The organism is Pseudomonas sp. LBUM1645, from assembly GCF_059716185.1.
Map to the genome: position 1 here is coordinate 2,299,780 of NZ_CP166811.1, position 21,450 is coordinate 2,321,229.

Below are 21,450 nucleotides of genomic sequence, written 5' to 3' on the forward strand. Positions count from 1 at the left end.
GCCTCGGGGCTGCTCGGGAAACTGTCGGCTTTGCGAATAACCGAACGTGGAGTGCCCAATGACAGACCAAAGCCGCCAGATGACCCCCGAAGAAGCCGCTGAATTTGCCGAACAGGTATTCAACAAAGCGCGCGAGGGCGATGCGGCCATGATGGCTGCGCTGTTGACCAAGGGCCTGCCGCCGAATCTGCGTAACCACAAGGGCGACACCTTGCTGATGCTGGCCGCGTACCACGGCCATGTGGAGACGGTAAAAGTCCTGCTCGAACACAAGGCCGACCCGGAAATCCGCAACGACAACGGCCAGAGCCCGATTGCCGGCGCGGCGTTCAAGGGTGACCTGGCGGTGGTCAAGGCACTGGTTGAAGGCGGCGCGCAAGTGGAAGGTTCGTCCTTCGACGGTCGCACGGCGCTGATGATGGCGGCGATGTTCAATCGCGTTGAAATCGTCGACTACCTGATCAGCAAAGGCGCCGACCCGAAAGCCAAGGATGCCAATGGCGTCTCTGCGCTGGATGCCGCCAAGACCATGGGCGCGGTGGACACCACGGCGCAGCTTGAGAAATTGCTCGGCTGATTCCCGCTCTTTGTGGCGAGGGAGCTTGCTCCCGCTTGAGTGCGCAGCACTCACAAATATCGGCATAGCTACCAGATTTTTGGGGCCGCTACGCAGCCCAGCGGGAGCAAGCTCCCTCGCCACAGGTTTGTCATACACTCAAGTCTCGAGCCGAAGTCTCTCAATACACCCACACCTCAACCCGTCGATTCTTGATTCGCCCCTCATCCGCGCTATTGGCCGCCACTGGCATTTCGGCGCCAAAACCACGAATCTCGCGAAACACCACACCGCTTTTCACCAGTTCCCGCCGCACCGCCATGGCGCGCAGTTTCGACAGCAGATCGGCGCGCGCCGGATCACTCTTGGCGTCGCCAAAACCCACCAGCGTTACCTGCCGATTGGTTTTCTCGCGCTGCTTTATATAGTCGAGCACACGCGACAGGTCCTGCCGGGCCTTGTTGTCCAGCGTCGCACTGCCTTCTTCGAAACGAAAATTCACCGTCAGTCGCTGGGCGTGACGGCTGAGCGCTTGATAACCCTCCGGCATTAACGCATTCGGTGTGACGGTCATGGCCTGGACGGTCTGGGCGATAAAACCATTGGCCGCGACAATCGCCTGACCCTTGCTGCTTTGGGCGAACGCCACCAGTGCGTCAGCCCAGGGATTTTTCCCGTTGGGCGGCAGGTAAAAGAACAGCCGGCGCGACAGCGGATAGTCTTCCGTGGCAATCAGGCTGTTGAGCGGCAACATGGCTTGGGATTGGCCGTCGGCAATCGCCACGGCTTTGGCCTGACGCACGTAAGGCAGGCCGATGAAGCCAATACCTTGCGGGTCGAGGCTGACCGCGTCGGACAATTGCTCGCTGGATTCGAACCGTTTCGCAGCGCTGCTCAGCGTTTTCCCACGACGGCTGAGGACCAATTCCTTGAACGTGTCATAGGTGCCCGATTGGTCATCCCGCGCATAAAGATGAATCGTCCCACCGGTGCCGCCGAGTTCTTCCCAGGTTTTTGCCTCGCCGCTGAAGATTCGCGCCAGTTGTTCGGTGTTCAGTTCACTCAGCGGATTTTGCGGATGAACAATGATCGCCAGACCATCGATGGCGATGACTTGCTCGGCGCCGGCGCTTTTAAAGTCGCCCAAGCGTGCAAGGTCTGTCCGTTCGCTGTCCTTGATCGGGCGGGAGGAAGCAGCGAGGTCGGCGGTGGCGGTTTTCAGGGCGGTGAAGCCGGTGCTGGAGCCGTGGGCCGCGATGTCCACCGCGACCCGGCGGCCCTGAGCGGTTTCGCCGATGACGCGCAGTTCGTTGGCTTTGTCCGGGGCCTCGCTGTGAACCTTGAGCAGGCCCTGTTCGCGCATTAACCCCTCAACCAGCGCCGGGCCCAATGCCGCACCAATGGTGTTGGAACCCTGGATGCGCAACACCGGGCCAGACTCGGGCGTCGGCAAATCACCAGCCGAAGCGGTCAGCGGCAGCCAGGCGCACAGCATCAACAGGAACAACACGCGCAGCGTCATGCCAGCACCTTATAAGCCAAAGGAAGTGCCGGGAGAATAAGTCAGTAAGGTTTCTGAAAGATGACAGATCAAAAGATCGCAGCGTACCGCAGCTCCTACAATGGGTCGGAGTACACCCTGTAGGAGCTGCGGAACGCTGCGATCTTTTGCTTTTAGCTCAATTCAAGCCAGATCGGCGCGTGATCCGACGGTTTTTCCATCCCGCGCAATTCGTAATCCACACCCGCATCCTTCACGCGTGGCAACAACCCGTGGGAAGCCATGATCAAGTCAATCCGCAGCCCACGCTTGGGCTCATCCTCAAAACCGCGGCTACGGTAGTCAAACCAGCTGAAACGGTCGGCCACCTCCGGGTTCAAGTGACGGAAGCTGTCCACCAGGCCCCAGTTCTTCAAACGGGCCATCCACTCGCGTTCTTCCGGCAGGAAGCTGCATTTGCCGGTTTTCAGCCAGCGTTTCATGTTGTCCGGGCCGATACCGATGTCGCAGTCTTCCGGGGAAATGTTCACGTCGCCCATTACTACCACGGGCTGATCGTTGCTGAACTGGCTTTCCAGCAATTGCTGCAGATCGCTGTAAAAGCGTTCCTTGGCCGGGAACTTGGTCGGGTGATCGCGGCTTTCGCCCTGTGGGAAATAGCCGTTCATGATGGTCACCGGCACGCCATTGGCGTCGGCGAACGTGCCCCAGATGAAGCGGCGCTGAGCGTCTTCTTCATCGGTGGCGAAACCTTTGTGCAGCGCGATAGGTTCCTGACGCGAGAGCAGGGCCACGCCGTAATGACCTTTTTGACCGTGGAAATACACGTGATAGCCCAGCGCCTGAACCTCGGCCAGCGGGAATTGGTCGTCGTGAACCTTGGTTTCCTGCAGTCCGATCACGTCTGGCTGATGCTTTTCGATCAGCGCCGCCAGCTGATGGGGGCGAGCGCGCAGCCCGTTGATGTTGAAGGAGACGATCTTCATGGTCGGCAGTCCTAGCAAAAGGGCGATGCTAGCTGACATGTAGGAATGGGGCCAGTGTGGGGTGAGGGGATTCGTGTGTGGCGGTAGGTCTTGTGTCGACAATAAGGACGCCATCGCGAGCAAGCTCGCTCCCACAGGTAATGAGTCTGGTCTATACCTTTGTGGGAGCGACCCTGCTCGCGAAGACGGCATAAGCACCCATGCTGATTTGGATCAGCAAGGAACTGTGCCGCTGCTTATAGGCTCGTACCAATAAGAGCGCAGTCATCTGACCTGTGCCAGGGGAGAAATACCGTTATGCCCGAAACCTCGACCGTCATCGCCGACATTCACATGCTCGACAGCGGCTATTCCCGCGAAGCACGTTCGCTGTTGTACCAGGCTTACCGGCATGAGCCGACGTTCGGCTACCTGTTCGAAGCGGAACGTCCCGGTTATGAACAGCGGGTCCGCGCCACCGTGCGCGAGTTGGTCAAACAACATTTTCTTCAGGACTTGCCGGCCATCGGCCTGCTGGTCAACGACCGGTTGATCGGCATCGCGCTGATCGCGCCGCCGCAACGTCGCCTGGGCATCACTGAAAGTTGGGCCTGGCGTCTGCGCATGGTGCTCAGCACCGGGTTTCGCTGCACCCGACGTTATCTCGAGTATCACGATGCCGTGATGGCTTGCGTGCCGTCTGACTCGGTGCACCTGCTGCCATTGCTGGGAGTTCATCCGCAATTCCAGGGCAAGCACTTTGGCGAACAATTGCTGCAAGCGGTGCATAACTGGTGCGCAGTGGATGAACACTCCGAGGGCGTAATCCTCGATACTGGGAATCCTCGTTATCTGGAGTTCTATAAGCGTCAGGGCTATGAGGAAATCGGTGAGGTCGCCGTAGGACCGATTCGCGAACACGTGTTTTTCCACGCCAATCCGCAGGTGTTACAAACAGCAACGGCATAAAGGTAGAACTTTCAGCGCACGCCAGGCTCTATCACGCTCCCAAGCTCGTGATAGCATCCGCGCCTATGAAGTTTCCAGGAAGAATTACCAGCGGCGTGCTGATGCTGATTACCAGCTGCGCGGCGCTGGCGCAAAGTGAATTGGATGTTCGGATCAAACCGTCCAACGATGAACTGAAAGCCAATATAGAGGGCTATATCGGCAGCCTCGGCGATCGTGACGAGGAGGCCTTGCTGCGCTTCAGTCGTGGCGCCGAAGAACAGGCACGCAAGGCCGCGCAGGCTTTGGGTTACTACCAACCGCAGATCGACTCGGATGTGAAGGGCGGCAAGACGCCGCGCCTGGTGCTGAACATCGATCCCGGCGAGCCGGTGCATTTGCGCAACGTCACTATTCGCATCGACGGCCCGGCCGCCACCCTCAAATCCTTTCGTGTACCCAAAAGCGATTCGCTGAAAACCGGCGCAGTGCTCAACCATGGCCATTACGAAGACGCCAAGCGCCTGATTCAGAATCAGGCCTCGCGCTATGGCTTCTTCAGTGGTTATTTCAGCAGCCAGAAATTATCGGTCGACCCGCGAGCCGGCGTCGCCGACATCGAACTGATCTACAACAGCGGCCCGCGTTATTCATTGGGCAAGGTCAGTTTTGAAGGTGACACGCCGTTCGACGAAGACCTGCTGCGGCGCATGGTGCCATTCAAGACGGGCGCGCCTTATGACTCCGAACTGATCGCCGAGCTTAATCAGGCGATGCAATCGAGCGGCTATTTCGAAAGCGTGCGGGTGGATGCGGCGCCGACGGCGTCCAAGAACGACGTGATCCCGGTGGACGTCAAACTCGAAACCCGCAAACCACGGACTATGGGCCTGGGGCTGGGTTATTCCACCGACGTCGGCCCACGGATCAAGGCCAACTGGACCCGGCACTGGGTCAACCCTCAGGGGCACAGCTATGGCTGGGAGACCGAAGTCTCGGCGCCCCGGCAGAACGTCGGTGTGTTCTACGACATTCCCCTGGACCCGCCACTGACCGACAAGCTGCGGTTCGCCGGTGGCTATCAGAACGAAGAAATTGCCGACAAGGACTCCCTCAGCAAACTGCTGACCATCGGCCCCGAGTGGCACAGCAAGCTGCCCAGCGGTTGGCAGCGAGTGGTGTCGCTCAAGTGGCAGCGCGAGGAATACAGGCTCGGTGACGACTCGGGGCTCAGCACGTTGCTGATGCCTGGCGTCAGCTATTCCTACCTGAAAAGTGATAACCGCATTGACCCGCACAACGGCTATCGCCTGGAATTCGAGACCAAAGTGGCCAAGGAAGGTTTGGGCTCCGACACCAACTTGCTTTATGGCACCGCGTTGGTGAAAGGCTTGACCACGGTCTTCGACAAACACCGCTTCCTCGGTCGGGTGCAGGTTGGCGGCAGCGCCACCAATGGCTACAAATCGGTGCCGCCGTCGCTGCGCTTCTTCGCCGGTGGCGATCAGAGCGTGCGCGGCTACGACTACCAGAGCTTGTCCCCGGAAAACTCCGAGGGCGACCGCATCGGTGGCCGTTATATGGTCGCTGGCAGTGTCGAGTATCAGTACTCCATCGCCGAAAAATGGCGGGTCGCGACCTTCATCGACCAAGGCAACTCCTTCAACACCCTCGAACTGCCGGACCTCAAGACCGGCGTCGGTATCGGCGTGCGATGGGTTTCGCCGGTAGGGCCGATACGCCTCGACCTGGCCCATGCGATGGACGACGACGGCGGCATTCGACTGCACTTTTCCATGGGGCCTGAGCTGTGAATCGTGGTTTGAAAATAACGCTGCTGGCGATTCTGGCGCTGCTGATGCTGGTCGTCCTGACCGTGGCCACAGTGCTGGGCACGGCGACGGGCAGTCGTTGGGCGCTGGGGTTTGTGCCAGGTTTGACCGTCGAGAATTTCCAGGGGCGGTTGGGCGGACAGTGGAGTGCCGACCATGTGCTGTGGCAGCAGGACAGCAGCCGCGTCGAGCTGAACAAGGTGATTTTCGCCTGGTCGCCGCTGTGCCTGACGCGCATGACCCTGTGCATCGAGCAATTGAAGGCCGATCAGGTCAGCCTGCAATTTCCGCCCGGCACCGATGAAGACACCAGCGGCGATATCGAGTTGCCGGATCTGAAGTTGCCCTTGGCCATCGAGTTGGGCGACGTCCAGGTTGGCAGCCTGATGTTCAACGGCAGCGAAGAACTCAAGGGCCTGCAACTGGCGGCGCATTGGACGGCCAACGGTTTGCAGATCGATTCCGTTCAGTTGCAAAGGGATGACCTGAGTCTGAATCTTTCAGGCCTGCTGCAACCCAGCGGTAACTGGCCGCTCAAGGCCGAAGGCAAACTGACCCTGCCAGCCCCCGGCACCGGGCCTTGGACGCTGGCCCTGAAGGTCGACGGCGATCTGCTGAAAACCCTGAACCTGAAAGCCGGCAGCAGTGGTTACCTCAACGGGCAATTGACCGGTGAACTGCAGCCGCTTGCGGAAAACCTGCCGGCCAAGGTGCGGATCACCGCTGACGGCTTCAAGGCCAGCGCCGATCTGCCGGACACGCTGCAACTCAACCAACTGGAACTCACCGGCGACGGCGACCTGAAAAACGGTTACCAGTTGCTCGGCAAAGCCACGTTGCCCGCAGAACTTGGTCCGGTCGCGTTGTTGCTGCAAGGCAAGGTCGACGCCAACGGCGCTCAGATCGCCGGGTTGGACCTCACGGCCAACGACAAGCAAAGCCTAAAACTCACCGGCAACCTCGACTGGAGCAAAGGCCTGAGTGCCGATGCAAAAATCGATTGGCTGGATTTCCCGTGGCATCGCCTCTATCCGCTGATCGACGAGCCAGAAGTGGCGTTGCGCAGCTTCAACGGTGAAGTCTCCTACACCGACGGCAAATACCTCGGCAGCTTCAAAGCCGCACTCGACGGCCCGGCCGGGGCGTTCAGCCTGACCAGCCCGTTCAGCGGCGACCTGACGAAAATCTACCTGCAACAAATTCAACTCGAAGCCGGGCAGGGCAAGGCCGAAGGGCACCTGAACCTGCAATTCGCCGACGGCATTGCCTGGGACACGGCGCTGGACCTGTCGGCGATCAACCCGGCGTACTGGGTGGCGGAGTTGCCGGGCATCCTGGCCGGACCGTTGCGCAGCAAAGGCGAGATGAAGAATGAAAAACTCAGCCTGACCGCCGACCTGGATTTGAAAGGCAAACTGCGCGGCCAACCGGCAGTGATCCAGGCCAAAGCCGATGGCGGTGGTGAACAATGGAACCTCAACGCGCTGCAAATTCGCCTCGGCGACAACAGCATCAACGGCAAGGGCAGCTTGCAACAGAAGCTCGCCGGCCAGATCGATATCAAGCTGCCGCGCCTGGCCCAGCTGTGGCCGCAACTGCGCGGCCAGCTCAATGGTCGCGTCGATGTCGCCGGGACGCTCAAGGCCCCGCAAGGCAAGCTCGGGCTGCAAGGCACGCAACTGGCGTTCGAAGACAATCGACTGCAAAGCCTGAATCTGGACGCCACTCTCGACAGCGCGCAACGCGCGAAAATCGACCTCAAGGGCAGCGGCATTCAGGCCGGTGAGACGTCACTGGGGACGCTGACCGCCAGCGGCCAGGGCGATATCAAAAACCAGAAACTCACCCTCGACCTGCAAGGGCCGAAGCTGAAACTCGCGCTCGGCCTCGACGGCAATCTGGACAAAGGCAATTGGCGCGGGCGTCTGGCCAGCGGCGATATCCAGGCCGGGGGGCAGGACTGGAAGCTGCAAGGTCCGGCGAAGCTTGAACGGCTGGCGGACGGCAAGATCAATTTTGGCGCCCATTGCTGGGCGTCCGGCCCGGCCAGCCTGTGCGGTGAGGATCAGCGCCTGATGCCTGAGCCGAAGCTGCGTTATCACCTCAAACAATTCCCGATCGACAGCCTGGCGCAGTGGTTGCCCAAGGATTTCGCCTGGAAAGGACGACTCAACGCCGACCTGCAACTGGACCTGCCGGCCAGCGGCCCGAACGGCCAGATCAGCGTCGATGCCAGCGGCGGCACGTTGCGCATCAAGGAGAAGGACCAGTGGCTGGACTTCCCGTACCAGACTCTGAAACTGAACAGCAAACTCACGCCCAAGCGCATCGACACTGACCTCAATTTCGTCGGTGGCAAGCTCGGTGAGCTTATGCTCCAGGCGCAGATCAATCCGTTACCGAAGGACAAACCACTGACCGGCTCATTCCGTTTGAATGGACTGGACCTGTCGGTAGCGCGGCCGTTTGTGCCGATGGTCGAGAAACTGACCGGTCGTTTGAATGGCAGCGGCACGCTTGCAGGTACGCTGCTGGCACCTCAGGTCAACGGCAATCTGCTGCTCAGCGACGGCGAGATTTCCGGGCCTGAACTGCCGATGGACCTCGAAGCGCTGCAACTTCAAGCCGTGATCGCTGGCGAAACCGTGCAATTGAACGGCGGCTGGAAAAGTGGCAAGACCGGGCAGGGCACCTTGAGCGGCAACATCGCCTGGGGTCAGGCGCTGGTGGTGGATCTGGCGCTCAAAGGCACGCAATTACCCGTCACCGTCGAGCCGTATGCCAAGTTGGAAATGGCGCCGGACCTGAAGATTTCGGTGAAGGACGACAAACTGGCGATCGTCGGCAAGGTGCTGGTGCCGAAAGGCGAGATCACCGTGCGCGAGTTGCCGCCATCGACGGTCAAGGTGTCCGATGACACGGTGATCGTCGGCCAGCAGACCGAAGAGGGTAAACCCCCGATGGCCATGGCGATGGACATCGATGTGGTGGTCGGTCAGGACAAACTCAGCTTTGCCGGGTTTGGCCTGACCGCCAACCTGCAAGGTCATGTGCACATCGGCGACAACATGGACACCCGCGGCGAGCTGTGGCTCAACGATGGGCGATACCGTGCCTACGGTCAGCGATTGACCGTGCGCCGGGCGCGTTTGCTGTTTGCCGGCCCGATCGATCAGCCGTATCTGGACATCGAAGCGATTCGCCAGACCGACGACGTGATCGCCGGCATTCGCCTGAGCGGTAGCGCCGAACAGCCGACCACACAGATCTTCTCCGAGCCGGCGATGAGTCAGGAGCAGGCGTTGTCCTATCTGGTGCTGGGGCGTCCGCTGAGCACCAGCGGTGAGGACAACAACATGCTGGCTCAAGCGGCCCTCGGGTTGGGCTTGATGGGCAGTTCGGGGGTGACCAGCGGGTTGGCCAAGAACCTGGGCATTCAGGACTTCCAGCTCGATACCCAGGGCAGCGGCAACGCCACCAGCGTGGTGGCCAGCGGCAATATCTCCGAGAAGCTCAGCCTGCGTTATGGCGTTGGCGTGTTCGAGCCGGCCAACACCATTGCGTTGCGTTACAAGCTGAGCAAGAAGGTCTACCTCGAAGCAGCGGGCGGCGTGGCCAGTTCGCTGGATATCTTCTACAAGCGGGATTTTTAGTCCTTTCAAGATCAAAAGATCGCAGGCTTCGCCAGCTCCTACAGGTGTACACAAAACCCTGTAGGAGCTGGCGAAGCCTGCGATCTTTTTGCTTTTGCAGCCCGCCATTTATCAACTAAATAGCAAGCAACCTAACTATTACGTTGACATTCGCTGCCTAGGCAGTAACATCTCGACATACATTCTCTGCCTAGGCAGCTAATTGGTGGCTAGATGAAACATTTCACCCCAGACGAATTCCACACTTGCCATCTCGGACTCCTGCTCGGGCGCGCCGCGTTGCTCAAGGACCGGATCATCGACACGCACATGGAACCCCACGGCATCACCGCCGCGCAGTTCAAAGTGCTGATCATCATGGCCCAGTTCGGCGTCGATACCCCGGCCGAGCTGTGCCGTCACCTGTCGCTGGACAGCGGTTCGATGACCCGCATGCTCGATCGTCTGGAACAGAAAGGCTTCCTCGCCCGCCAACGTTCCGAGGCGGATCGCCGTCAGGTTCAGTTGGTGCTGACCGAACAAGGCCAGCAGTTGACTGACCGCCTGCCGGAGATCGGCGCCGACGCCATGAATGAACTGGCCGGCGCGATCACCCCAGAGGAGTTGAAAACCCTCGAACAGATCCTGAAGAAAATTTTGGTAGCGGCCGGTGACTCGATCACCCTGCTGCGGGTAGGTGACAAATGAGCAGCAAAACCCTGCGTACCGGCCTGAGCCTGGTGCTGGCGGCCATGACCCTGGCCGGTTGCGCCAGCTACAGCGGCCTGACGACCGAGGGCAAAAGCCTCGATGCGAAAAACCTTATGGCCGGGCAATCCCTCAGCGGCGTGACCCTGTCGCCCGCGGCCTGGCCGAAAAGCGACTGGTGGAAAAGCCTCGGCGACCCACAGCTCGACGGCTTGATCCGCGAAGCCCTGCACGACAGCCCCGACATGCAAATCGCCGACGCCCGCGCCCACCAGGCCAGCGCTGCCGCCTATGCCGCCGACGCCGCGCGCATGCCGACCCTCGATGCCAGCGCCGGTATCAGTCGTTCACGCCTGGCCAAGGATCAGGATCCGCGCGGGCAGGGCGACGCCTACGCCACCGTGCGCAACATCAGTGCCAGTTTCAATTACAACTTCGACCTCTGGGGCGGTCAGCGTGATGCCTGGGAAGCCGCACTGGGCCAGGCCCGTGCTGCCGAAGTCGATCAACAAGCCGCTCAGCTGACCTTGTCCGCCGACGTCGCTCGCGCCTACAGCGATCTGGGGCAGGCGCACATTGTCTATGACCTGGCCAGTGAGGACCTCAAGCGCACCAAACAAATGCTCGATCTGAGCCAGCGTCGCCTGAGTTCCGGGATCGACAGTCAATACCAGTTCCAGCAGACCGAAAGCCTGGAAGCCACCTCCGAAGCCAGCCTGATCGACGCTGAAAAACGCCTGCAAAGCGCGAAAATCGCCTTGGCTGTGCTGCTCGGCAAAGGACCGGATCGCGGCAATGAAATCGCCCGGCCGAAAATCCTCCAGGCCAGCGCCGTGGCGTTGCCATCAGTATTGCCCGCCGAGTTGCTCGGTCGTCGTCCCGACCTGGTGGCCGCCCGCTGGCGGGTTGAGGCCGCGAGCAAGAACATCGCCGCCGGCAAGACCCAGTTCTATCCCAACTTGAACTTGAGCGCTGCGGCGGGTGCCGAATCCTTACTGGGCGATGCGATGTTCGGTTCGGCCAGTCGTTTCTTCAATATTGCGCCAACGATCTCGGTGCCAATTTTCGACGGCGGCCGCCTGCGCGCCGACCTCGATTCCCGCGACGCCGATTACGACCTCGCCGTGGCGCAGTACAACAAAAGCCTGGTGAAAGCCCTGGGTGATGTCAGCGACACCATCAACCAGTTACGCGATATCGGCCGGCAAATCGGGGCGCAGCAACATGCCACCGACATTGCCCAGGATTCTTACAACACCGTGGTCCAGCGGTACGGTTCCGGCATCGGAAACTACCTGGACGTGCTCAGCATCGAGCAGCAATTGCTCCAGGTCCAGCGTCAGCTGGCCAACCTGAATGCCGAGCAGATCGACCTGTCGATCCAACTGATGCAGGCGCTGGGCGGCGGCTTCCAGGGCGAAACCCTGACCGCAGCCAACGCAACCCCAGCCACGCAGCACAACTAATTCAAGGTATTTGTCATGGCCACTGCCGATACAACCCAATCCCCTGACAACACTCAAGACACCAGCAATCCGCGCAAACGCAAAATCATGCTGGTGGTGCTCGCTATCGTGGTGATCCTCGCCGGTATCGGCGTCTGGGGTTATCACGAATTCTACGGGCGCTGGAACGAAAGCACCGACGACGCCTATGTGAACGGCAACGTGGTGGAAATCACTCCGCTGGTCACCGGCACCGTGGTCAGCATTGGCGCCGACGACGGCGATCTGGTTCACGAAGGTCAGGTGCTGATCAACTTCGACCCGAACGACGCCGAAGTCGGTCTGCAAAGTGCCCAGGCCAATCTGGCCCGCACCGTGCGTCAGGTTCGCGGCTTGTACAGCAACGTCGACGGCATGAAAGCCCAGGTCAACGCCCAACAAGCTGAAGTGCAGAAGGCTCAGGACAACTTCAATCGCCGGAAAAACCTCGCCGCTGGCGGCGCGATTTCCCAGGAAGAACTGTCCCATGCTCGCGACGACCTGACCTCGGCGCAAAACGCCCTGGCCAACGCCAAACAGCAACTGAAAACCACCAGCGCGCTGGTTGATGACACCGTGGTGTCGTCGCACCCGGACGTGATGTCCGCTGCCGCGCAATTGCGTCAGGCGTACTTGAACAACTCCCGCAGCACCTTGATCGCGCCGGTCACCGGTTATGTCGCCAAACGCTCCGTGCAACTGGGCCAACGTGTCCAGCCGGGCACCGCATTGATGGCGGTGATTCCGCTGGATCAGCTGTGGATCGACGCCAACTTCAAGGAAACCCAGCTGCGTGACATGCGCATCGGTCAGCCAGTGGACATTGAAGCCGACCTGTACGGCAGCGACGTGAAGTTCAGCGGCACCATCGACAGCCTCGGCGCCGGCACCGGCAGCGCGTTTGCCTTGCTGCCCGCGCAGAACGCCACCGGTAACTGGATCAAGATCGTCCAGCGGGTGCCGGTGCGGATTCACATCAATGCCGAAGAACTGGCCAAGCACCCGTTGCGGGTCGGCCTGTCGACTCAGGTCGATGTGAACCTGCGTGACCAGAGCGGCCCGGTGCTGGCGCAACAGCCGCCGCAAAAGGCCTCGTTCAGCACCAACGTCTATGACCGTCAGTTGGCCGAGGCCGACGCGATGATCACTCAATTGATCCACGACAACAGCGCTGCGGTCAGCAAAACCGTTCAACGCTGACACCGACCCAGTGGGAGCGAGCCTTTGTGGTGAGGGAGCCTCTTTGGTGAGAGAGCTTTTGTGGCGAGGGGATTTAGCGAAACGTCGCACCGCCCCGTTGGGTCGCGAAGCGGCCCCAAAAGCTTTGCGACTGCTTCGCAGCCGAACGGGGATAAATCCCCTCGCCACAAAAGCTCCCTCACTACAAAGGCTCGCTCCCACAAGGTCAGCTGCGTCAGTAACAGGCGCTGCGCCAATCAGGTTTCAAAGGATTCGCGATGAGCAATAACGCCTCTTTCACGCCGCCCAGCCTGGTGCTCAGCACCATCGGCCTGTCGCTGGCGACCTTCATGCAAGTGCTCGACACCACCATCGCCAACGTCGCGCTGCCGACGATTTCCGGCAACCTCGGCGTGAGTTCGGAGCAGGGCACTTGGGTGATTACCTCGTTCGCCGTGAGCAACGCCATCGCGCTGCCGCTGACCGGTTGGCTCAGCCGGCGCTTCGGTGAGGTGAAGCTGTTTCTCTGGGCGACGGTTCTGTTCGTGCTGGCTTCGTTCCTGTGCGGTATCTCGACCTCGATGCCGGAGTTGATCGGCTTTCGGGTGCTTCAAGGTCTGGTGGCAGGTCCGTTGTACCCGATGACTCAAACGCTGCTGATTGCCGTCTATCCGCCCGCCAGGCGTGGCATGGCCCTGGCGTTGCTGGCGATGGTCACGGTGGTGGCGCCGATTGCCGGTCCCATCCTCGGCGGCTGGATTACCGACAGTTATAGCTGGCCGTGGATCTTCTTTATCAACGTGCCGATCGGTGTTTTTGCGGTGATGGTGGTGCGCCAGCAACTCAAGGCGCGGCCGGTGGAAACCAGCTATCAGCCGATGGATTACGTCGGTTTGATCACCCTGATCATTGGCGTCGGCGCATTGCAGGTGATCCTCGACAAGGGCAACGACCTGGATTGGTTCGAGTCGAACTTCATCCTCATCGGCGCGGCCATTTCGGTGATTGCGCTGGCGGTGTTCGTGATCTGGGAAATGACTGACAAACACCCGGTGGTCAATTTGCGGCTGTTCGCTTACCGCAACTTCCGCATCGGCACGATTGTGTTGGTGCTGGGTTACGCCGGGTTCTTCGGGATCAACCTGATCCTGCCGCAATGGCTGCAAACCCAGATGGGTTACACGGCGACGTGGGCGGGGCTGGCGGTGGCGCCGATCGGTATTTTGCCGGTGTTGATGTCGCCGTTTGTCGGCAAATACGCACACAAATTCGACCTGCGGCTGCTGGCCGGCCTGGCGTTCCTGGCGATTGGCCTGAGCTGCTTCATGCGTGCCGGGTTTACCAACGAAGTGGACTTCCAGCACATCGCCTTGGTGCAGCTGTTCATGGGGATTGGTGTGGCGCTGTTCTTCATGCCGACCTTGAGCATCCTGATGTCGGACCTGCCACCGAGCCAGATCGCCGACGGCGCGGGCCTGGCGACGTTCCTGCGGACCTTGGGCGGCAGTTTTGCTGCGTCGCTGACGACCTGGATCTGGATTCGCCGAGCGGATCAGCACCACGCCTATATGAGCGAAAGCATCAGCACCTATGAGCCGGCGACCCGCGAGGCGCTGAACAGCCTGGGCGGGGCGAGCAATCCGGCGTATGCGCAATTGGATCATGTGCTGACCAGTCAGGCGTACATGCTCTCCACCGTGGATTACTTCACGTTGCTGGGGTGGGCATTCATGGGTTTGATTGTGCTGGTGTGGCTGGCGAAACCGCCGTTTGCAGCGAAGGCGGGGCCGGCGGCCTCCGGTCACTAAGGCCAGAAGCACGCGGTCAATGTGGGAGCGAGCTTGCTCGCGATGGCGGATTAACATTCAACATCTTTGTTGATTGATTTACCGCTATCGCGAGCAAGCTCGCTCCCACAAGGGTTTTGTGTTCGGTAGTCAGTTTGCGGGGGCTGCCAGCTGTGGCGGCGGGGCGAAGTCGAACGGCGCCAACGCAAACCCATTCTCATCCACCTGCAACGCCCACCCCTGACGATCCCAATCCCCCAACACAATCCGCTTGGCCGCCTGCTCGCCAATCTGCAACTTGTGAATAGCCGGCCGATGGGTATGCCCATGGATCAAGGTCTTCACGCCAAAGGCCTGCATGATCCGCGGCACTTCTTCCGGCGTGACATCAACGATGTCATTCGCCTTCATCCGCGTCTGCGCACGGCTTTCACTGCGCAGCTTGCGCGCCAGTTTATGGCGAGTGCGCAAAGGCAAATGCCGCAGGATGAACAGGGTGATCGGATTACGCAGATAGCGACGCAGCTTCATATAAGCCTCGTCGCGGGTGCAGAGGCTGTCGCCGTGCATCAACAGCACCGGCTCACCGTAAAACTGCACGACACTCGGGTCTTTCAACAACGTGCAGCCGGCCTGTTTGCAGAAGGCCTGGCCGAGCATGAAGTCGCGATTGCCGTGCATCAGAAAAATGGCCGTGCCGCTGTCGCTAAGATCGCGCAGGGCCTGGCAGATGGAACGCTGGAACGGCGTCATGGCATCGTCGCCAATCCACGCCTCGAAAAAGTCGCCCAGAATGTACAACGCACTCGCCGAGCGGGCGCGTCCGGCGAGCAAATCCAGAAACGCCCGGCTGATGTCCGGGCGCTCCTCTTCCAGATGCAAGTCTGAAATCAGCAGTATCACTCAATGATCTCGGCTTTCTCGATGATCACGTCTTCTGCTGGTACGTCCTGGTGGCCGGACTTCATGGTGGTGGAAACACCTTTGATCTTGTCGACCACGTCGGTGCCTGCAACGACTTTGGCGAACACGGCGTAGCCCCAGCCCTGAGTGGTCTTGGCGCTGTGGTTCAGGAAGCTGTTGTCAGCCACGTTGATGAAGAACTGGGCAGAAGCCGAATGCGGCTCCATGGTGCGGGCCATGGCAACGGTGTATTTCTCGTTCGGCAGGCCGTTGTCGGCTTCGTTCTGGATGCTTGGGCGCTTGTCTTTCTTTTCTTTCATGCCTGGCTCGAAACCGCCGCCCTGGATCATGAAGTTACCGATGACGCGGTGGAAAACGGTGTTTTCGTAGTGACCGGCTTTGACGTACTCGATGAAGTTGGCCACGGTGATCGGGGCTTTTTCAGCGTTCAGTTCCAGGACGATGTCGCCATGGTTGGTGGTCAGTTTGACTTGGGTCATGATCGGTACTCTTTCTGGGAATTCGTGGGTTTCGGGGCATTGAAGCCCTCAACCGGTCCGGCCAATTTTGGCCAAGATGCGCAGTTTAGCGTGCCAAGCGCGAATTTCGAGGCTGTTTTTCATTTGCATCCGATTAAATGCAGCCGTTTTTTGCCCTGCGCTGTCAGCGACTTGACGGCATCGGCTATGATAAGCCCCTTTGTTTTAACAGCCGCTTTGATTTGGCCAACTGGCCGCGCACTTGTACGTTCAAGGATCCTATGAGCAAGCCCACTGTCGACCCTACCTCGAATTCCAAGACCGGCCCTGCCGTGCCGGTCAATTTCCTGCGCCCGATCATCCAGGCGGACCTGGACTCGGGTAAGCACACGCAGATCGTCACCCGTTTCCCGCCTGAGCCCAACGGCTACCTGCACATCGGTCACGCCAAGTCGATTTGCGTGAACTTCGGCCTGGCCCAGGAATTTGGCGGCGTCACGCACCTGCGTTTCGACGACACCAACCCGGCCAAGGAAGACCAGGAATACATCGACGCGATCGAAAGCGACGTCAAATGGCTGGGCTTCGAATGGTCCGGTGAAGTGCGCTACGCCTCGCAGTATTTCGACCAGTTGCACGACTGGGCCGTTGAACTGATCAAGGCCGGCAAGGCCTACGTCGATGACCTGAGCCCTGAACAGGCCAAGGAATACCGTGGCAGCCTGACCGAACCGGGCAAGAACAGCCCGTTCCGCGATCGCTCCGTGGAAGAGAACCTGGACTGGTTCGCCCGCATGAAGGCCGGTGAATTCAAGGACGGTGCACGCGTGTTGCGGGCCAAGATCGACATGGCCTCGCCGAACATGAACCTGCGCGACCCGATCATGTATCGCATCCGCCACGCTCACCACCACCAGACCGGTGACAAGTGGTGCATCTACCCGAACTACGACTTCACCCACGGTCAGTCGGACGCCATCGAAGGCATCACCCACTCGATCTGCACCCTGGAGTTCGAAAGCCATCGCCCGCTGTACGAGTGGTTCCTCGAGAACCTGCCCGTGCCGGCGCAACCGCGTCAGTACGAATTCAGCCGTCTGAACCTGAACTACACGATCACCAGCAAGCGCAAGCTCAAGCAACTGGTCGATGAAAAGCACGTTCATGGCTGGGACGATCCGCGCATGTCTACGCTGTCCGGCTTCCGCCGCCGTGGTTACACGCCGAAATCGATCCGCAACTTCTGCGAAATGATCGGCACCAACCGTTCCGACGGTGTGGTCGACTTCGGCATGCTGGAATTCAGCATCCGTGACGACCTCGACCACAGCGCCCCGCGTGCCATGTGCGTGCTGCGTCCGCTGAAAGTCGTGATCACCAACTACCCGGAAGGCCAGGTCGAGAACCTCGAATTGGCGTGCCACCCGAAAGAAGACATGGGCGTGCGCGTTCTGCCGTTCGCCCGTGAGCTCTACATCGACCGTGAAGACTTCATGGAAGAGCCGCCAAAAGGCTACAAACGCCTGGAACCAGCTGGCGAAGTGCGTCTGCGCGGCAGCTACGTGATCCGCGCCGACGAAGCGATCAAGGACGCCGATGGCAACATCGTCGAACTGCGTTGCTCTTACGATCCGGAAACCCTGGGCAAGAACCCTGAAGGCCGCAAGGTCAAAGGCGTGGTTCACTGGGTGCCGGCCGCGGCCAGCGTCGAGTGCGAAGTGCGTTTGTACGATCGCCTGTTCCGTTCGGCCAACCCTGAGAAGGCCGAAGACAGCGCCAGTTTCCTGGACAACATCAACCCTGACTCGCTGCAAGTCCTCACCGGTTGTCGTGCTGAGCCTTCGCTTGGCAATGCACAGCCGGAAGACCGTTTCCAGTTCGAGCGCGAAGGTTACTTCGTCGCGGATATCAAGGACTCGAAACCCGGTCATCCGGTGTTCAACCGTACCGTGACCTTGCGTGATTCGTGGGGCCAGTGATTCAAGGAACATAAAGTGCTTACGATCTACAACACGCTCACCAAGAGCAAAGAAGTCTTCAAGCCGCTGGATGGCAACAATGTGCGCATGTACGTCTGCGGGATGACCGTGTACGACTACTGCCACATTGGCCACGGCCGCAGCATGGTCGCGTTTGACCTGGTGACCCGCTGGTTGCGGTTCAGCGGTTATAACCTGACTTATGTGCGCAACATCACCGACATTGAAGACAAGATCATCAATCGGGCCAAGGAGAACGGCGAGCCGTTCGATGTGCTGACCGAGCGCATGATCACCGCAATGCACGAGGACGAGGCGCGCCTCAATATCCTCAAGCCGGACATGGAGCCGCGGGCCACCGATCACATCGCTGGCATGCAGGCCATGATCCAGACCCTGATCGACAAGGGTTACGCCTACGCCCCGGGCAATGGCGACGTGTACTACCGCGTCGCCAAGTTCATGGGCTACGGCAAGCTGTCGCGCAAGAAAATCGAAGACCTGCGCATCGGCGCGCGGATCGAAGTCGACGAGTCCAAGCAGGACCCGCTGGACTTCGTGCTGTGGAAAGGCGCCAAGCCGGGCGAGCCGAGCTGGCCTTCGCCTTGGGGCGACGGTCGTCCGGGCTGGCACATCGAGTGCTCGGTGATGTCGACCTGCTGCCTCGGTGAGACCTTCGATATTCATGGCGGCGGCAGCGACCTCGAGTTCCCGCACCACGAAAACGAAATCGCCCAGAGCGAAGCGGCCACCGGCAAGACCTACGCCAACGCGTGGATGCATTGCGGCATGATTCGCATCAATGGCGAGAAGATGTCCAAGTCCTTGAACAACTTCTTCACCATTCGCGACGTGCTGGAAAAGTACCACCCGGAAGTCGTGCGTTACCTGCTGGTGTCGAGCCACTACCGCAGCGCGATCAACTATTCGGAAGACAACCTCAAGGACGCCAAAGGCGCGCTCGAGCGTTTCTACCATGCGTTGAAAGGCCTGCCGAGCGTAGCGCCTGCTGGCGGTGAAGCCTTTGTCGAGCGTTTCACTCAGGTGATGAACGACGACTTTGGTACGCCGGAAGCGTGTGCCGTGCTGTTCGAGATGGTTCGTGAGATCAACCGTCTGCGTGAGAGTGATCTTGATGCGGCGGCGGGTCTGGCAGCTCGCTTGAAGGAATTGGCCAGTGTGTTGGGTGTGTTGCAGCTCGAAGCTGATGACTTCCTGCAGGCCGGTGCCGAAGGGCGGGTTGATGCGGCTGAGGTTGATGCGCTGATTGCCGCGCGTCTGGCGGCTCGTGCTGGTAAAGACTGGGCCGAATCCGACCGCATCCGCGACCAGCTGACCGCCATGGGCGTGGTGCTGGAAGACGGGAAGGGCGGCACGACCTGGCGTCTGGCTGACTGATCGCTGCGTTTGCTACAAACAAAACCCGCCTTGTGCGGGTTTTTGTTTATGCGCAGGGCGCAAGTGCTGCGGAGACAGGGCTGGCGCCATCGCGAGCAAGCCTTGCTCCTACGGGATAGCGTCGTTCGCTGAACTTGTGTACGGCGCAATCCCGTAGGAGCAAGGCTTGCCCGCGATTGACTGCGCAGCAGTCAGCTTTCCGACTGGCGCAACCGCTTGTAAAGGGTATTGCGGCTAACCCCGAGCCGTCGGGCCAAATGGGAGATATTGCCTCCGGCCGCCTGCAACTGCCGATTCAAATCCTCGGCATCATTCAAATCAACCGCCAACGGCTCCGGCAAATCCACCGGCTCCATCTCCATATCCACAAAAAAATCATCCGGCAAATGCTCCGGCCGCACCGGTTGTTCCTCGGCCATGGCCAGCGCTACCTGCATCACGCTGCTGACCTGTCTTAAATTCCCCGGCCACGGATGACGGCTGAACAACTCCAGCACCTCTCGGCTCAACCCGGCCCACTGCGATGGCTCTCGGTGCTGTTCCCACAGGCGTTTGAACAAGGCCTCTTTATCACTGCGTTCTCTTAAGGGCGGCAGTTCCAGGGTCAAACCACCAATCCGGTAATACAAATCCTCGCGGAAGCGCCCCAACTGAACCTGTTCGCGCAACGAGCGGTTGGTCGCGGAAATAATCCGTATATCCACCTGGAACAACTCGCTGCTGCCCACCGGTTGTACGCAACGCTCCTGCAACACTCGCAGCAGTCGAGCCTGAGTCGGCAACGGCATATCACCGATTTCATCAAGGAACAGGGTGCCTTTGTCGGCCTTGCGGATCAGCCCGATGCTGCCTTTCTGGTTGGCGCCGGTAAACGCGCCTTTTTCGTAGCCAAACAGCTCGGACTCAACCAGTTCGGCGGGGATGGCTGCACAGTTGACGGCAATGAACGGTTTTTTACTCCGGGAACTGGCCTGATGCAGGGCTTTGACGAAGACTTCCTTGCCGACTCCGGTTTCACCGTGGATCAATAACGGAATGTCTTTTTCCAGCAACCGCTCGGCCTGGCGCACGGCTTTTTCCACGCGGCTGTCACCGAAGTGCAGGGTGTTGAGGCTGATCGCTGCCGGTGTCGCCACCGTGGGCTCAGTAAACACTCGCGCCTGAATTACTGCCTGTTTCGGCCGCTTCAACAGGCACTGGAAGCGGTTGCGTCCTGAGGTTTGCAAGGCGAAGGGCAGGCCGTCCGGCTGGTTCAGCAATTCCAGCAGCGAGACCTTGAACAGGCTTTCGACACTGACCCGCGACAGGCTGATGCCCAACAGATTGTCGGCCCGACGGTTGGCGGACAGCACCTGACCGGTTTCATCAAAGATCAGCAGCCCGGCCCATTGGCTGTCGAGGTTGTTCAGCCCGGTGTTGAAGGTCAGTTGGAAATGCTGGCCATGGAACAGGTTGAGGATCAGCCGGTTTTCCACGGTCTGACTCATCATCTTGACCATGCCGAGGGTGTGGGACGGCGGCAGGTAGCTGTCGCTGGACACATCCAGCACCGCGATGACCTTGCGTTCGGCATCGAAAATCGGTGCGGCGGAACCGGTCATGAAACGGTTGGCCTTGAGGAAATGTTCGTCGTGCTCGATGTGCACCGCCTGCTCGCAGGCCAGGGCGGTGCCGATCGCATTGGTGCCGCTGCAACGCTCCATCCAGCTGGCACCGGCGCTGAAACCGCGGGTCAGGTTCGGCTCGATAAAACGCTGGGTGCCCCAGGACGTCAGCACCTGGCCCTGATTGTCGGCGAGCATGATCAGGCAGTTGGAGTTGCTGAGGATGTTCTCGTAGTACGGCAGGACTTCCTGGTGAGTGGTTTGCACCAGTGAGTGCTGGCTCTCCAGCAATTGCGCAATGCCCTCGGCCGGCAACTGATCGAACGCCGGGGCGCTCTGATGATTGAGGCCGAACGCGCGGCATCGGGACCAGGAGTCCTGGATGATGGCGTCGTGGGAGAGCGGCAAGGCGGGTGCGGCCATGGCAGTCGATCTCTGAGCAAGCTTTTATTGTTTTTATGGGTTTTGCATAACGCTGGTTTCGTCTCGGCTCCT

At 60.0% G+C, this 21,450-nt stretch carries 15 protein-coding genes; 10 read left to right on the plus strand and 5 right to left on the minus strand.

From position 1 onward, the window contains the following. Positions 1-58 precede the first annotated feature (58 nt). Complete coding sequence (locus ACA079_RS10240) at positions 59-577, plus strand: ankyrin repeat domain-containing protein (RefSeq protein ID WP_497703360.1); 519 nt, start codon at positions 59-61, stop codon at positions 575-577. 160 nt (positions 578-737) lie between these two features. Here ACA079_RS10240 and ACA079_RS10245 read toward each other — a convergent pair whose 3' ends face one another. Further along, positions 738-2,078, minus strand: a complete 1,341-nt coding sequence (locus tag ACA079_RS10245) for a substrate-binding domain-containing protein (RefSeq protein WP_497703361.1) — start codon at positions 2,076-2,078, stop codon at positions 738-740. A 152-nt stretch (positions 2,079-2,230) separates the two neighbouring features. Beyond that, positions 2,231-3,043 (minus strand): exodeoxyribonuclease III, encoded by an 813-nt coding sequence (xthA, locus tag ACA079_RS10250; protein WP_095128964.1) that lies wholly within the window; start codon positions 3,041-3,043, stop codon positions 2,231-2,233. A 297-nt stretch (positions 3,044-3,340) separates the two neighbouring features. Here xthA and ACA079_RS10255 point away from each other — a divergent pair, with 297 nt between their 5' ends. The 7 genes from ACA079_RS10255 to ACA079_RS10285 all read left to right on the plus strand — a co-directional run bounded on the left by ACA079_RS10255 (position 3,341) and on the right by ACA079_RS10285 (position 14,613). Further along, a complete protein-coding gene (locus tag ACA079_RS10255; RefSeq protein ID WP_046047485.1) occupies positions 3,341-3,991 on the plus strand; it encodes a GNAT family N-acetyltransferase in 651 nt (216 codons plus the stop codon). 65 nt (positions 3,992-4,056) lie between these two features. Next, complete coding sequence (locus ACA079_RS10260; RefSeq protein WP_497703362.1) at positions 4,057-5,784, plus strand: autotransporter assembly complex protein TamA; 1,728 nt, start codon at positions 4,057-4,059, stop codon at positions 5,782-5,784. After that, positions 5,781-9,455, plus strand: coding sequence for a translocation/assembly module TamB domain-containing protein (locus ACA079_RS10265; protein WP_497703363.1), 3,675 nt, complete (start codon positions 5,781-5,783; stop codon positions 9,453-9,455). Before ACA079_RS10260 ends, ACA079_RS10265 begins: the two co-directional genes overlap by 4 nt. Positions 9,456-9,668: 213 nt before the next feature. Then, on the plus strand, positions 9,669-10,142 hold the full coding sequence (locus ACA079_RS10270) for a MarR family winged helix-turn-helix transcriptional regulator (protein ID WP_033057114.1): 474 nt from the start codon (positions 9,669-9,671) through the stop codon (positions 10,140-10,142). Beyond that, positions 10,139-11,608 (plus strand): efflux transporter outer membrane subunit, encoded by a 1,470-nt coding sequence (locus tag ACA079_RS10275; protein WP_497703364.1) that lies wholly within the window; start codon positions 10,139-10,141, stop codon positions 11,606-11,608. Before ACA079_RS10270 ends, ACA079_RS10275 begins: the two co-directional genes overlap by 4 nt. A 15-nt stretch (positions 11,609-11,623) precedes the next feature. Next, positions 11,624-12,826, plus strand: a complete 1,203-nt coding sequence (locus ACA079_RS10280; RefSeq protein ID WP_497703365.1) for an HlyD family secretion protein — start codon at positions 11,624-11,626, stop codon at positions 12,824-12,826. Positions 12,827-13,083: 257 nt separating this feature from the next. After that, positions 13,084-14,613, plus strand: a complete 1,530-nt coding sequence (locus tag ACA079_RS10285; protein ID WP_497703366.1) for a DHA2 family efflux MFS transporter permease subunit — start codon at positions 13,084-13,086, stop codon at positions 14,611-14,613. Between the two features lie 129 nt (positions 14,614-14,742). Here the strand turns inward: ACA079_RS10285 and lpxH are convergent, their stop codons facing one another. Beyond that, on the minus strand, positions 14,743-15,495 hold the full coding sequence (gene lpxH / locus ACA079_RS10290; RefSeq protein ID WP_497703367.1) for a UDP-2,3-diacylglucosamine diphosphatase: 753 nt from the start codon (positions 15,493-15,495) through the stop codon (positions 14,743-14,745). Next, positions 15,492-15,995, minus strand: coding sequence for a peptidylprolyl isomerase (locus ACA079_RS10295; protein WP_033057103.1), 504 nt, complete (start codon positions 15,993-15,995; stop codon positions 15,492-15,494). The genes lpxH and ACA079_RS10295 overlap by 4 nt, the downstream gene beginning before the upstream one ends. Before the next feature lie 260 nt (positions 15,996-16,255). Here ACA079_RS10295 and ACA079_RS10300 point away from each other — a divergent pair, with 260 nt between their 5' ends. After that, the gene (locus ACA079_RS10300) at positions 16,256-17,953 is read left to right on the plus strand and encodes a glutamine--tRNA ligase/YqeY domain fusion protein (protein ID WP_497703368.1); all 1,698 of its coding nucleotides are present in this window, start codon (positions 16,256-16,258) and stop codon (positions 17,951-17,953) included. A gap of 15 nt (positions 17,954-17,968) precedes the next feature. Beyond that, a complete protein-coding gene (gene cysS, locus ACA079_RS10305) occupies positions 17,969-19,351 on the plus strand; it encodes a cysteine--tRNA ligase (protein WP_497703369.1) in 1,383 nt (460 codons plus the stop codon). Positions 19,352-19,542: 191 nt separating this feature from the next. On the opposite strand, the gene ACA079_RS10310 is transcribed toward cysS, so the two are convergent. Then, positions 19,543-21,378 carry a sigma-54-dependent Fis family transcriptional regulator gene (locus tag ACA079_RS10310; protein ID WP_497703370.1) on the minus strand — a complete coding sequence of 612 codons (1,836 nt, stop codon included), beginning with the start codon at positions 21,376-21,378 and terminating at the stop codon, positions 19,543-19,545. Positions 21,379-21,450 lie beyond the last annotated feature (72 nt).

Coding starts and splice junctions, on each gene's coding strand:
- ACA079_RS10240 (WP_497703360.1), top strand. CDS start 59: ATGACAGACCAAAGCCGCCAGATGACCCCCGAAGAAGCCGCTGAATTT.
- ACA079_RS10245 (WP_497703361.1), bottom strand. CDS start 2,078: ATGACGCTGCGCGTGTTGTTCCTGTTGATGCTGTGCGCCTGGCTGCCG.
- xthA (WP_095128964.1), bottom strand. CDS start 3,043: ATGAAGATCGTCTCCTTCAACATCAACGGGCTGCGCGCTCGCCCCCAT.
- ACA079_RS10255 (WP_046047485.1), top strand. CDS start 3,341: ATGCCCGAAACCTCGACCGTCATCGCCGACATTCACATGCTCGACAGC.
- ACA079_RS10260 (WP_497703362.1), top strand. CDS start 4,057: ATGAAGTTTCCAGGAAGAATTACCAGCGGCGTGCTGATGCTGATTACC.
- ACA079_RS10270 (WP_033057114.1), top strand. CDS start 9,669: ATGAAACATTTCACCCCAGACGAATTCCACACTTGCCATCTCGGACTC.
- ACA079_RS10275 (WP_497703364.1), top strand. CDS start 10,139: ATGAGCAGCAAAACCCTGCGTACCGGCCTGAGCCTGGTGCTGGCGGCC.
- ACA079_RS10280 (WP_497703365.1), top strand. CDS start 11,624: ATGGCCACTGCCGATACAACCCAATCCCCTGACAACACTCAAGACACC.
- ACA079_RS10285 (WP_497703366.1), top strand. CDS start 13,084: ATGAGCAATAACGCCTCTTTCACGCCGCCCAGCCTGGTGCTCAGCACC.
- ACA079_RS10295 (WP_033057103.1), bottom strand. CDS start 15,995: ATGACCCAAGTCAAACTGACCACCAACCATGGCGACATCGTCCTGGAA.
- ACA079_RS10300 (WP_497703368.1), top strand. CDS start 16,256: ATGAGCAAGCCCACTGTCGACCCTACCTCGAATTCCAAGACCGGCCCT.
- ACA079_RS10310 (WP_497703370.1), bottom strand. CDS start 21,378: ATGGCCGCACCCGCCTTGCCGCTCTCCCACGACGCCATCATCCAGGAC.